The sequence below is a fragment of the Mycobacterium sp. genome, from assembly GCF_049802695.1.
In the GTDB taxonomy this organism is placed as follows: Bacteria; Actinomycetota; Actinomycetes; order Mycobacteriales; family Mycobacteriaceae; genus Mycobacterium.
Genome location: NZ_JBARMY010000046.1, coordinates 1 through 13,321 on the forward strand (window position 1 = coordinate 1; position 13,321 = coordinate 13,321).

General features: G+C 64.2%; 12 protein-coding genes. 11 read left to right on the forward strand and 1 reads right to left on the reverse strand.

The features are described from left to right. Positions 1 to 294 (forward strand): DNA-binding protein WhiA (whiA, locus tag WA317_RS01735; protein WP_425171393.1); only part of this gene is annotated, 294 nt, incomplete at its 5' end. A 3-nt stretch (positions 295 to 297) separates the two neighbouring features. Here the strand turns inward: whiA and WA317_RS01740 are convergent. Beyond that, the gene (locus tag WA317_RS01740) at positions 298 to 1,953 is read right to left on the reverse strand and encodes an NAD-dependent malic enzyme (protein ID WP_425171394.1); all 1,656 of its coding nucleotides are present in this window, start codon (positions 1,951 to 1,953) and stop codon (positions 298 to 300) included. A gap of 319 nt (positions 1,954 to 2,272) precedes the next feature. Between WA317_RS01740 and WA317_RS01745 the strand changes: the two genes are divergently transcribed. The 10 genes from WA317_RS01745 to WA317_RS01790 all read left to right on the forward strand — a co-directional run. Then, positions 2,273 to 2,677 carry an MmpS family protein gene (locus WA317_RS01745; RefSeq protein ID WP_425171395.1) on the forward strand — a complete coding sequence of 135 codons (405 nt, stop codon included), beginning with the start codon at positions 2,273 to 2,275 and terminating at the stop codon, positions 2,675 to 2,677. Beyond that, positions 2,674 to 5,586, forward strand: coding sequence for an RND family transporter (locus WA317_RS01750; RefSeq protein ID WP_425171396.1), 2,913 nt, complete (start codon positions 2,674 to 2,676; stop codon positions 5,584 to 5,586). Before WA317_RS01745 ends, WA317_RS01750 begins: the two co-directional genes overlap by 4 nt. Positions 5,587 to 5,746: 160 nt before the next feature. Continuing rightward, a complete protein-coding gene (locus WA317_RS01755) occupies positions 5,747 to 7,516 on the forward strand; it encodes a DUF3556 domain-containing protein (protein ID WP_425171397.1) in 1,770 nt (589 codons plus the stop codon). A 73-nt stretch (positions 7,517 to 7,589) separates the two neighbouring features. After that, a complete protein-coding gene (locus tag WA317_RS01760; RefSeq protein WP_425171398.1) occupies positions 7,590 to 9,023 on the forward strand; it encodes a phytoene desaturase family protein in 1,434 nt (477 codons plus the stop codon). Between the two features lie 116 nt (positions 9,024 to 9,139). Then, positions 9,140 to 10,162, forward strand: a complete 1,023-nt coding sequence (gene gap, locus WA317_RS01765) for a type I glyceraldehyde-3-phosphate dehydrogenase (RefSeq protein ID WP_425171399.1) — start codon at positions 9,140 to 9,142, stop codon at positions 10,160 to 10,162. Positions 10,163 to 10,164: 2 nt separating this feature from the next. Beyond that, complete coding sequence (locus tag WA317_RS01770) at positions 10,165 to 11,439, forward strand: phosphoglycerate kinase (RefSeq protein WP_425171400.1); 1,275 nt, start codon at positions 10,165 to 10,167, stop codon at positions 11,437 to 11,439. Continuing rightward, a complete protein-coding gene (gene tpiA, locus WA317_RS01775; protein ID WP_425171401.1) occupies positions 11,436 to 12,221 on the forward strand; it encodes a triose-phosphate isomerase in 786 nt (261 codons plus the stop codon). The genes WA317_RS01770 and tpiA overlap by 4 nt, the downstream gene beginning before the upstream one ends. Before the next feature lie 2 nt (positions 12,222 to 12,223). Next, positions 12,224 to 12,616: a PPOX class F420-dependent oxidoreductase gene (locus WA317_RS01780; protein ID WP_425171402.1), complete on the forward strand. Its 393-nt coding sequence runs from the start codon at positions 12,224 to 12,226 to the stop codon at positions 12,614 to 12,616. A 97-nt stretch (positions 12,617 to 12,713) separates the two neighbouring features. Further along, positions 12,714 to 12,947, forward strand: coding sequence for a preprotein translocase subunit SecG (gene secG / locus WA317_RS01785; RefSeq protein WP_425171403.1), 234 nt, complete (start codon positions 12,714 to 12,716; stop codon positions 12,945 to 12,947). Positions 12,948 to 13,021: 74 nt separating this feature from the next. Further along, positions 13,022 to 13,321, forward strand: a 300-nt coding sequence (locus tag WA317_RS01790) for a phosphoenolpyruvate carboxylase (RefSeq protein ID WP_425171404.1), incomplete at its 3' end; no start/stop codon positions are given.

The window sequence follows — 13,321 nt, forward strand, 5'->3', positions numbered from 1 at the left end:
AATCTGCGGCGCTCGGCCCGCGCCGCGGTGGCCGCGGCCGCCCGGGTGGAGCGTGCGCTGGAGATCCTCGGCGACACCGTGCCTCACCATCTGGCCGCGGCCGGCAAGCTGCGGGTCGAGCATCGTCAGGCCTCGCTCGAGGAGCTGGGCCGGCTCGCTGACCCGCCGATGACGAAAGATGCTGTGGCAGGACGTATTCGGCGGCTGCTGTCGATGGCTGACCGGAAGGCGAAAGTGGACGGTATCCCGGACACCGAATCGGCGGTCACACCGGACCTTCTCGAGGACGCCTGACGGCTACGACGGGCCGACGGGGTAGTCAGGCGCCCAGCGCACCTGCGCGATGCGCTCGGTGAGCTTCTCGTCGCTGCGTTTCGGGGCGACACCTTCCGCGACGGCTTGAACGGCAACGGCTCGGGCGATGCGCACAGCGACGTCGGGCAGCTCTGACCACGCCGGCAGCAACGGCTGGTCGGGGTTGGTGACGGCGGGTGAGGCGTCGCCCAAGGTCGCCGCGGCGACCCGCATCATCTCATCGGTGACCCGGGTCGCCTGCGCGGCGATCGCGGCGAGGCCCATCGCGGGAAAAATGTAGACGTTGTTGCACTGAGCGACAGGTCGTTCGACGCCATTGCGGCGCAGCGGAGCAAACGGCGAGCCGGTGGCGATGAGAGCACGGCCGTCGGTCCAGTGGTCCAGCTCAGCCGGGTGAGCCTCGGCACGGCTTGTCGGGTTCGACAGCGGAAAGATGATCGGCCGCTCGGTCCTGCTCGCGAGCTCGCGCACGATGTCTTCGGTGAAGGCGCCCGCGGCGGTGGACAGGCCGAGCAGCACACCGACGTCGACGTGGTGCACGACGTCGGCCAGCTGGGCCGGCCCGGACAATCCCCAGTCGGTCACCCGCTCGGCGGGTTGAGCGAATTCCCGCTGGGCCTCCGACAGGTCCGTGCGGTTGTCGGTGAGCAAACCCGACACGTCGACTACCCAAATCCGATCGGCAGCAGCCTGTTCGGACAAGCCCTCGGTCACCATCTCGCGACGGATCATGTTCAGAACGCCGATACCGGCCGAGCCCGCGCCCAGCATCACGACCTGCTGCTGTGACAGCGGACGCCCGGCCACCTTTGCCGCGCCGTGCAGTGCCCCGAGGGTGACAGCGGCGGTGCCCTGGATGTCGTCGTTGAAGGTGAGTAACCGGTCACGGTAGCGCGCGAGGATCGGCAGTGCATGAGCGGTGGCGAAGTCCTCCCACTGCAGCAACACGCTGGGCAGCTGCTCGCGCACCGCACTGACGAATTCGTCGATGAACGCGTAATAGTCGTGATCGGTGATTCGCCGATGGCGCCAGCCCAGGTACTGCGGGTCATCAAGAAGTTCGACGTTGTCGGTGCCGACGTCGAGCACGATGGGAAGGGTGCGGGCAGGATCGATTCCGCCGATCAGGGTGTAAAGCGAAAGCTTGCCGATCGGGATACCGATCCCGCCGATGCCCTGATCACCCAGACCGAGGATGCGTTGTCCGTCGGTCACCACGATCACGTCGACCTCGCGGTGCGGGCGGTTGCGCAGCACCTCGGGTAGGTGGTCGCGATCCGGATAGGACATGAACAGTCCACGCGGGCGCCGGTAGATCTCGCTGAACCGCTGGCAGGCTTCACCGACCGTGGGGGTGTACACGATCGGCATGGTTTCCAAGATGTGGTCGCGTAACACTCGGTAGAACAGCGTTTCATTGCGGTCCTGCAACGCACGCAGATAGATGTGCTTGTCGAGATCGTCCCGACGAGTGACGAATTCGTGCCAACAGTGCTCGGTTTGCTCAGCAAGCGTCTTCACCGCAGTGGGCAGCAGGCCCAGCAGGCCGAACCTGTGGCGCTCATCCTCAGTGAAGGCGGTGCCCTTGGTCGTCAAGGCATCGAACAATCTGGCTTGTCCCCATTTCTCGTCAGACATCCAGATCCCTCTTCGCTTGTTGTTGAAACCGGGCTGATTTCAGTAATCCAAAAGGTACGACACCGGTCATTGCCGCACAGGCTCTATGGTGGTCGCTGTGACCCAGACTGCCGACCGCGCCGCAGCGTCAGCGCCGTGGTCACCACGGGAGTCCGAGGTGGGCACGGCACGCCTTGTTAGTGTCCGGTCCCGTACCGTACTGTAACAACAGTCTTTCTCCGCTCGGCTTGTGGGAAGGACGCAGCGAATGTGTCGCCGGTAATCGAAAGGCTGTCGGGTGAAAAGCATTTCACCTACGCGTTTGGTCAGGCATTACTGGATGGTCGTCGTCTTCGTGGTAGTGATCGCAGCCGCGGGTTTCGCTGTTTATCGACTGCACGGCAGTTTCGGCTCGCATAACAACACTTCGCCTGCCGGTGCCAACAACGGTCAGATCGTTCCTTTCAACCCGAAACAGGTGGTTCTCGAGGTCTTCGGCGCCCCCGGCACGGTGGCAACTATCAACTATCTGGACGTCAATGCTCAGCCGCAGCGAGTCGACAACGCGACCTTGCCGTGGTCTTACACGATCACCTCGACAGACCCCGCGATTGTCGGCAACGTGGTGGCTCAGGGTGACGGTGACTCCATAGGCTGCCGCATCATCGTCAATGGTGTGGTGAAAGACGAAAGGTCCTTCAACGAAGTGAACGCCTATACCTATTGCCTGGATAAGTCCGGATGAGCGACCGTCACGTCCGGCGGCCATCTGTGCCGCAGACCATCCGCCGGCTTTCGGTACCCATACTGCTTGTCTGGTTTGCGCTGGCTGCCATAACAAATATTTCCGTGCCGCAATTGGAGAAGGTGGCAGAAGTACAAAACGTGGCGCTGAGCTCCCCCGATGCGCCCTCGTTGAAGGCTATTAAGTACATCGGCCAGAAGTTCCACGAGTTTGATACCGACAGTTCAGCCATGATCCTCCTGGAAGGCGATAAGCCCCTCGCCGAAAGCGCGCATCGTTTTTACGACACCTTGATCCACAAGGTCGAGCAGGACAAGAAACATGTCCAGTACGTTCAGGACTTTTGGGGCGATACGCTGACAGCCGCGGGCTCGCAGAGCTCCGACGGCAAGGCTGCATACGTCCAGGTGTTTCTCAACGGTGACCAAGGCGGGGCATTAGCGAACCAGTCCGTCGAGGCGGTCCGAGACATCGTGGGCGGTACGCAGCCGCCGCCCGGCGTCAAAGCCTACGTGACGGGCCCGGCGCCGCTCGTCACGGACCAGTTCGACGTGGGCAGCAAAGGCACCAACAAGGTGACCGCACTAACTGTCCTGGTAATCGCGATCATGTTGCTTTTCGTCTACCGTTCCGTCCTCACCATGATCCTGGTGCTGGTCACTGTCCTTATCGAGTTGGCTGCGGCGCGGGGATTCGTCGCCTTCCTTGGATACCACGGCGTAATAGGGCTTTCGACGTATGCGACAAATATCCTCACCTTACTGGTCATCGCCGCCGGAACGGATTATGCGATATTCTTCGTCGGCCGTTATCACGAGGCGCGACATACTGGGGAGGATCGGGAAGCCGCCTTTTACAGCATGTACAGCGGAACGGCCCACGTCGTCTTAGGCTCGGGTCTGACCGTCGCCAGCGCGGTGTTCTGTCTGACCTTTACGCGGACGCCGTATTTCCAAACCCTGGGCCTCCCGGCCGCACTAGGCATCCTTATTGCGCTGGTGGCCGCGCTCACCCTCGCCCCGGCGGTGCTTACCCTGGCTAGTTCCATCGGTCTGTTCGACCCGAGGTTCAAGGCGAAAACTCGTGGTTGGCGGCGGATCGGCACGGCCATCGTGCGCTGGCCCGGACCCGTTCTCGTGGTGGCCTTCGCAATCGCTTTCATCGGCCTGCTAGCCCTGCCCGGATACAAGACCAGTTTCGACGTCAGCCCGTACTTGCCTGCCAGTGCCCCGGCCAACGTCGGTTACGCGGCCGCGGATCGGCACTTTTCCCGGGCCCGGCTGGAGCCCGAACTGCTGATGATCGAGACGGACCATGATATGCGTAATCCCACGGACATGCTCATCTTGGACAAGGTGGCCAAGAGCGTGGCTCACATTCCCGGTATCGCGATGGTGCAAGGAATAACAAGGCCGCTGGGAACACCGATCGACCACAGCTCGATACCATTTCAGATCAGCGCCCAAAGCGCCAGCCAGATCGAAAACCTGAAATACCAGGAAGACCGCGCACGCGACTTGCTGAAACAGGCCGGCGAGCTTGATAAAACGATTCACATATTGCAGCAACAGTATGGCCTGCAGCAGCAGCTCGCCGCCGCTACTCACGATGAATCCGAAAAGTTTCACGAGACGCTCGGCATCATCAATGACCTACGAGATAAAATCGCTAATTTCGACGACTTTTTTCGGCCGATCCGAAGTTATTTCTACTTTGAAAAGCACTGCTATGACATCCCGATCTGCTATGCACTCAGGTCCGTCGAAGACGCACTCGATGGTGTCGACCAGCTGAGCGAGAAGTTCGAAGACCTCACAGCAAGTCTCGATAAACTGGACGCGCTTCAGCCGCAATTGGTGGCACTGATTCCCCCGCAGATCGACAGCCAGCAGGTCAATCGCGACTTGGCGCTGTCCAACTTCGCCACCACGTTCGGGACCAACCGCCAGACGGCGGATGCCATCGAGAACGCGACCGCCCTGGGACAAGCCTTCGATGCTGCAAAGAACGACGATTTCTTCTATCTGCCTCCGGAAGTTTTCGAGAACCCCGATTTCAAGCGCGGCCTGAAATTGTTCCTTTCGCCGGACGGCAAGGCGGCTCGCATGATCATCACCCATGAGGGTGATCCGCAGACCCCAGAGGGGATTTCGCACATCGACCCAATCATGCGCGCCGCGCGCGAGGCCGTGAAGAACACTCCCTCGTCGGGCGCCAACTTTTACCTCGGCGGCTCGGCGGCAACTTACAAAGACATCCAGAGCATGGCCAATTACGACCTGATGATCGCCGGAATAGCCTCGCTCAGCCTGATTCTGCTCATCATGATGATCATTACCCGAAGTCTGGTCGCCGCTATCGTCATCGTGGGCACGGTGGCGCTGTCATTGGGCGCCTCTTTCGGGCTCTCGGTGCTGGTCTGGCAGGATCTCCTGGGCATCAAACTCTACTGGGTGATACTTGCGCTGGCCGTCATCCTGCTTCTGGCGGTGGGATCCGACTACAATCTGCTGCTGATCTCACGGTTTAAGGAGGAGATCGGCGCTGGACTGAACACGGGCATCATCCGAGCGATGGCCGGCTCCGGCTCGGTGGTGACCGCTGCGGGCCTGGTCTTCGCTTTCACCATGTCCTCGTTCGTGTTCAGCGATTTGCGGGTTCTCGGTCAGTTGGGTACGACCATCGGCCTCGGGCTGCTTTTCGACACACTGATCGTGCGTTCGTTCATGACGCCGTCCATCGCCGCGCTGCTCGGGCGATGGTTTTGGTGGCCGCTGCGGGTGCGCACGCGACCGGCCAGCGCGATGCTCCGGCCCTATGGACCTCGTCCCGCGGTCCGTCAACTGCTGTTGTGGGACGACGACGATGAAGTGGCGGCGACAGCCGAACCAGGTTCGCGCGCCGACTGATTCGGCACCGAGGCCGAAGGTGGACCGGGGCGCGGCTGCTTCGGCCCGCGCACGCCGCCGCCGCCGCGGCCAGCGGGTCTTTGTAACCCACGTCACACCTGCGCGCTAAGGTCGCCACCATACGCGCGGACCCGTCGGCGGAGGGGATGACGAAACCACCATGGGATTCACCACACCGGAACTGCCGGACGTCGACCTGGACACCTGGCCCACCCTGCCTCGTGCCACCCGGATGCAAGTCGTCACCCGCCACTGGGTCGAGCACGGGTTCGGAACCCCTTACGGGGTGTACCTGCTCTACTCGGTCAAGATCGCGCTGTACGTCGCCATACCAGCGTTCGTGATTTCGCTGACTCCCGGCCTCGGCGGGCTCGGGCACATCGGGCAGTGGTGGACCCAACCGATCGTGTACCAGAAAGCGGTCGTCTTCTCGCTGTTGTTCGAGGTGCTGGGCCTGGGCTGCGGCTCAGGACCGTTGACCGGGCGGTTCATTCCGCCGGTGGGCGGGTTTCTGTACTGGTTGCGCCCCGGTACGATCCGGCTGCCGCCCTGGCCCGGCAAGGTGCCGTTCACCCGCGGCGATACGCGCAACATCGTCGACGTCGCGCTCTACGCGGTTGTGCTGATGTCCGCCGTGTGGGCACTATTCGCTCCCGGATACGGCGGCCCGGTCACCGGCGCCGGGGATGTCGGTCTGATCGACCCGGTTGTCGTCGTGCCGGTCATCATCGCGCTGGTAGTCCTGGGACTTCGGGACAAAACCGTGTTCCTCGCCGCCCGCTCCGAACACTACTGGCTGAAAATGTTCCTGTTCTTCTTCCCGTTTACCGACCAGATCGCGGGCTTCAAAATCGTCGTGCTCGCGCTGTGGTGGGGAGCGGCGACCTCCAAGCTCAACCACCACTTCCCTTATGTCGTGGCAGTGATGACGAGCAACAATGCGCTACTGCGGCCCAAGATGTTCAACTGGCTCAAGCGCAGGCTCTACCTCGACCCGGTCAACGACTTGCGTCCGTCGGTGTTGCCAACGCTGATGGCGCACGTCGGCGGTACCACAGCTGAATTCATCGTGCCGGCGGTGCTGGTGTTCGTCGCCGACGGTCATCCCTGGCGATGGTTCCTCATTGCTTTCATGGTGATCTTCCACCTGAACATCATCTCCAACCTCCCGATGGGAGTTCCGCTGGAGTGGAACGTGTTCGTCATCTTCTCGGTGTTCTACCTGTTCGGCCACTACACCACAATCCGAGTCACCGATCTCCAATCACCGCTGCTGCTGGCACTCTTAGTCGCTTCGCTCGCGGTGGTACCGATCGTGGGAAACATGTTCCCGCAACAAATTTCATTTCTCCCATCGATGCGGTACTACGCCGGGAACTGGGCCACCAGCATTTGGTGCTTCCGCGCGGGAGCCGAGGACAAGATCGATGCCAATGTCGTCAAAAGTGCGGCGATAACGATCAAGCAACTGGCCAAGCTCTACGATCAGGGGACCGCCGAGTTCATGTCCGACAAGGGCGCGGCGTTTCGTGCTATGCATCTGCACGGTCGGGCGCTGAACGGCTTGCTGCCGCGCGCATTAGGGGCCAACGAGGCCGACTACCGCGCCCGGGAGGGCGAATTCGTCGCCGGACCACTGGTCGGGTGGAACTTCGGCGAAGGCCACCTGCACAACGAGCAGCTGCTGGAAGCGCTGCAGCGGCGCTGCCACTTCGGCGAGGGTGACGTCAGGGTCGTCGTGCTGGAGGGCCAGCCCATCCAGACGAAGAAGCAGTGGTACCGCATCCTCGACGCCAAGAGCGGGATGATCGAGGAAGGCTATGTCAAAGTCGAGGACATGCTGAGCCGCCAGCCCTGGCCCGAGCCGGGCGACGAGTTTCCCGTCCACCCGACAAGGCACCACCGCGACGCCGTGCACCGGCCGCAGTGATCCGCGCCGGCGACCATCTCGCGCGAGCGATGGGGCGGGGGCACCTCCCGCTTGCGGGGGAAGAGCGGCGCTCATGACCAACGCGGTTGTCGTCGGCGCGGGTCCCAACGGTCTGGCCGGCGCCATCGAGCTGGCCCGGCACGGCGTCGAAGTACAGGTGTTAGAGGCGGGCGACACGGTCGGGGGAGGTGCGCGGTCAGGGGAGCTGACCGTGCCCGGCGTCATCCACGACCACTGCTCGGCGTTTCACCCGATGGCCGTCGGCTCGGCACTGTGGAAGGAAATCGGCCTCGAACGCCACGGGCTCAGGTGGCAGTGGCCGGAGGTCGACTGCGCACACCCGCTCGATGACGGCACCGCCGGGTTGCTGCACCGGTCGATCGCCCAGACCGCCGCCGGGCTCGGCCCCGACGGACCGCGTTGGCGCTGGGCGCTGGGTGACCTGGCGGGCGGTTTCGACGAATTGGCCGCCGATCTGCTGCGGCCGGTACTCAACGTTCCCCGCCACCCGATCCGGCTCGCGGCCTTCGGGCCCCGCGCAGTGCTGCCGGCCACCGTGCTGGCGCGGTGGTTCCGCACTGAGCAGGCCCGAGCCCTGTTCGGCGGCACCGCCGCGCACGTTTACACCCGGCTGGACCGTCCCCTGACGGCGTCGCTCGGGCTGATGATTTTGGCCAGCGGACACCGCTTCGGGTGGCCCGTCGCCGAAGGCGGATCCGGGACGATCACCGCGGCCGCAGCCGCCGCGCTGCGCGAACTGGGCGGAACGATCAGCACCGGCGTCAACGTGATCAGTCGCGCCGACATCCCCGACGCCGACATCGTGCTGCTCGACCTGAGCCCGGCCGGGGCGCTGTCGCTCTACGGCGACGTGCTACCCGTCCGCATCAAGCGGTCCTACCAGCGCTACCGGGAAGGCTCCTCGGCGTTCAAGGTCGACTTCGCGATTGAAGGCCACATTCCGTGGACCAACCCGGACTGCGGGCGCGCCGGCACCGTCCACCTGAGCGGCACTTTCGCCGAGACTGCCGACGTCGAGCGCCAACGCGCGCAAGGCCGGATGCCGCAGCGCCCCTTCGTCCTGCTCGGTCAGCAGTACCTTGCCGACCCGTCCCGTTCGGCCGGCAACGTCAACCCGATCTACGCCTACGCCCACGTGCCCTTCGGCTACACCGGCGACGCCACCGCGGTCGTGGTGGACCAGATCGAGCGGTTCGCACCCGGGTTCCGCGACCGCATCATCGCCACCGCCACCACCACGACGGCCCAGCTGGAGGAGGAAAACGCCAACTACGTCGGCGGTGACATCATCGGCGGGGCAAACGACGGGCTACAGGTGCTGTTCCGGCCGCGGCTGGCGGTAGATCCCTACTTCACCGGAGTTCCCGGTGTCTTCCTGTGCTCGCAGTCGACGCCGCCGGGTGCGGGCGTACACGGGCTGTGCGGCTATCACGCCGCCCGATCCGCGCTCCGCCGGCTGCACAAACGGGCCAGGTCAGCGGTGTGAGAGACCGCAGGTCGCGGGGCCATCCGCACAGCACTAGGCTGGTGGGAAGGCGAACCGCGGCGTCCGGCTGCGCCGCGTGTGCGATCGCCAGTAGTTAGGCGACGAAGGAGAAATTTGTGACGATCCGGGTAGGCGTTAACGGCTTCGGTCGAATCGGCCGCAACTTTTTCCGGGCGCTGGCCGCCCAGAAAGCTCAGGGCACCAGCACCGACATCGAGATCATCGCGGTCAACGACCTCACCGACAATGCGACGCTGGCGCACCTGCTGAAATTCGACTCGATCCTGGGCCGGCTGCCCGAGGATGTAAGCCTCGAAGGCGACGACACGATCGTGATCGGCACCACCAAGCTGAAGTCGCTCGAGGTCCGGGAGGGTCCGGCCGCGCTGCCCTGGGGCGACATGGGCGTCGACGTCGTCGTGGAATCCACCGGCATCTTCACCGACGCCGCCAAGGCCAAAGGCCACCTGGACGCGGGCGCCAAGAAGGTCATCATCTCCGCGCCGGCCACCGATCCGGACATCACGATCGTCCTCGGCGTCAACGACGACAAGTACGACGGCAGCCAGAACATCATCTCCAACGCGTCGTGCACCACGAACTGTCTTGCGCCGCTGGCCAAGGTGCTTCACGACGAGTTCGGCATCGTCAAGGGCCTGATGACGACGATCCACGCCTACACCCAGGACCAGAACCTGCAGGACGGGCCGCACAAAGACCTGCGTCGCGCCCGCGCCGCGGCGTTGAACATCGTGCCCACCTCCACCGGCGCCGCCAAGGCGATTGGTCTGGTGCTGCCTGAGCTCAAGGGCAAGCTGGACGGCTATGCGTTGCGGGTGCCGATCCCCACCGGTTCGGTCACCGACCTGACCGCGGATCTGTCGAGGTCTGCCAGCGTCGAAGACGTCAACGCCGCGTTCAAGGCCGCCGCGGAGGGCAAGCTCAAGGGCATCTTGAAGTACTACGACGCGCCGATCGTGTCCAGCGACATCGTGACCGACCCGCACAGCTCCATCTTCGACTCCGGGTTGACCAAGGTGATCGACAACCAGGCGAAAGTGGTGTCCTGGTACGACAACGAGTGGGGCTACTCCAACCGACTCGTCGACCTTGTCGCGCTGGTCGGCAAGTCGCTCTAACCGTGGCGCAGCCTTCACTTCCTGTCCTCTCCGATCTTCTCGCCGAGGGTGTCGCGGGTCGCGGCGTGCTGGTGCGCTCAGACCTCAACGTGCCGCTCGACTTCGATGGTCAACAAGGGACGATCACCGACGCCGGTCGCATCACCGCGTCGGTGCCGACGCTCAAGGCGCTGGCCGACGCCGGCGCCAAGGTGGTGGTGACCGCTCATCTGGGCCGGCCGGCAGGCGGCCCGGATCCCGAGCTGTCGCTGGCACCGGTCGCCGCGGCGCTGAGCGATCAGTTGGGCCGGCACGTGCAGTTGGCCGCAGGCACCGATCGTGCCCCTGTCGGGGGCGACGTGCTGGCCCGTGCCGAGGGGTTGACCGACGGGGACGTCCTGCTGTTGGAGAACATCCGTTTCGATCCGCGGGAGACCAGCAAAAACGACTCCGAACGGCTGGCGCTGGCAAAGAAGCTGGCCGAGTTGGTCGGAGACGACGGCGCTTTCGTATCCGACGGGTTCGGCGTCGTGCATCGCAAGCAGGCCTCGGTCTACGAGATCGCCACGTTGTTGCCGCACTACGCCGGCACCCTGGTCGCCGACGAAGTGCGGGTGCTCGAGCAGTTGACCAGCTCGACCGAACGACCCTATGCCGTGGTGCTCGGTGGGTCGAAGGTGTCGGACAAACTCGGCGTCATCGAACAGCTGGCCACCAAGGCCGACAGCATCGTCATCGGCGGCGGCATGTGCTTCACCTTCCTTGCTGCCCAAGGCTTTTCGGTCGGACAGTCGCTGCTGCAGGAGGAGATGATCGACACCTGCCGCAAGCTGCTGCACACCTACGGTGACGTGCTCAGGCTGCCCGTCGACATTGTGGTGGCCCACGAGTTCGCCGCCGATTCACCGGCGCAGACCGTTGACGCAAATGCCATCCCGGATGACAAACTGGGCCTGGACATCGGACCCGGCTCGGTGACGCGATTCACCAAATTGCTGTCCAATGCGAAGACCATCTTCTGGAACGGTCCGATGGGTGTGTTCGAGTTCCCGGCCTTCGCGGCCGGCACCAGAGGTGTGGCCGAAGCGATCGCCGCCGCGACCAAGAAAGGGGCGTTCAGCGTGGTCGGCGGCGGTGACTCGGCGGCCGCAGTACGTGCGCTGAAACTGCCCGACGACGGTTTCTCGCACATCTCCACCGGCGGCGGCGCATCGCTGGAATTCTTGGAGGGCAAGACGCTGCCGGGCCTGGAGGTCTTGCGTGGTGGTGACCAGAACCTGAGCGAAGGAGACGCGTGAGCCGCAAGCCGCTGATAGCCGGCAACTGGAAGATGAACCTCAACCACTTCGAAGCGATCGCCTTGGTGCAGAAGATCGCGTTCTCCCTGCCGGACAAGTACTTCGACAAAGTCGACGTCACGGTCATCCCGCCGTTCACCGACCTGCGCAGCGTGCAAACGCTGGTCGACGGCGACAAGCTGCGGTTGACCTACGGCGGGCAGGACCTCTCGCAACACGACTCAGGTGCCTACACCGGTGACATCAGCGGGGCGTTCCTGGCCAAACTGGGGTGCAGCTACGTGGTGGTCGGTCACTCCGAGCGGCGCACCCACCACGACGAGGACGACGCGCTGGTGGCCGCGAAAGCGGCAGCCGCACTCAAATACGGGCTGACGCCCATTGTGTGCATCGGCGAGCACCTAGAGGTCCGGGAGGCCGGCGACCACGTCTCGCACAACGTCGAACAGCTGCGCGGGTCGCTCGACGGGCTTTCGGCGGATCAAATCAACACCGTCGTCATCGCCTACGAGCCGGTCTGGGCGATCGGCACCGGACGCGTGGCCGGCGCCGCTGACGCCCAGGAGGTGTGCGCGGCCATCCGCGACGAGTTGAAGTCGCTGGGCTCAGCCGAAGCCGCCGAGAACGTCCGGGTACTCTACGGCGGATCGGTGAACGCCAAGAACATCGGCGAGATCATCGCGCAATCCGACATCGACGGCGCCCTGGTCGGCGGGGCATCGCTGGATGGCGAACAATTCGCGACGCTGTCCGCCATCGCCGCCGGCGGACCCCTGCCGTAGCCGTGACCGCCGAACCGACAACGCTGGCGGGGCGAAAATTCGTCTCGCTCACCACTTTCAAGAAGAACGGTGATGCGGTCGCGACGCCGATGTGGATCGGTCGCGACGGCGACGGCTTGTTTTTCTGGACACCGGCCGACAGCTGGAAGGTCCGGCGGGCCGGCAACAATCCGCGGGTGAGGTTGGTGCCGTGCAGTCGCTTCGGCAAACCCGACGACGGCGCCGACCCGGTCGAGGGCACCGCGGAGGTGATCACCGACCCGGCCACCGTCGCACGCCTGGCCGGCGTCATCCGGCGCAAATACGGCCTGGAGTTTATTGTGGTGACCTTCATCGAGCGGCTTGCCGCGCGAGGCCGCCGTAAGCCGCGTGTCGTATTGCGCGTCACCGTGTGACCCGAGCTCGTCGTGATCGGCGCCCAACGAAGTATCGCCGCGCTGATGGTCGATCTCGGTGCCAAGCCGTGACAGGTGAGTCGGTACGCTGTCGGCCATGGAGTTGACCCTGCAGATCATCTTGGTGGTCACCAGTGTGCTCGTGGTGCTGCTGGTGCTGCTGCACCGCGCGAAGGGCGGTGGTTTGTCGACCCTGTTCGGCGGTGGCGTGCAGTCGAGTCTGTCCGGGTCGACGGTGGTCGAAAAAAACCTCGACAGGTTGACGCTGTTCGTCACCGGAATCTGGTTGGTGTCCATCGTCGGCATGGAACTGCTCATCAAATACCGCTGACCGCCCAGCTTCGCGCGCGGTGACCCCGGCCGCACGCCGAGCGGCGACGCCGCTGCGCCATGATACTGAGACGCATGGTTGAGGTTTCCGAGATCGGGCTCGAACCGATCGGCGCGGTGCACCGCACCCGGCTGGGTCGGGAGGCGACCGAGCCGATGCGCGAAGACATCCGGTTACTCGGGGCGATCCTCGGCGACACGGTGCGCGAGCAGAACGGTGACGAGATATTCGATCTGGTCGAGCGTGCCCGGCTGGAATCGTTCCGGGTGCGCCGATCGGAGATCGATCGGGGGGAGCTGGTCGGCTCGCTCTCCGGTATCGGCGTCGCGCAGGCCATCCCGGTCATCCGGGCGTTCAGCCACTTCGCGTTGTTG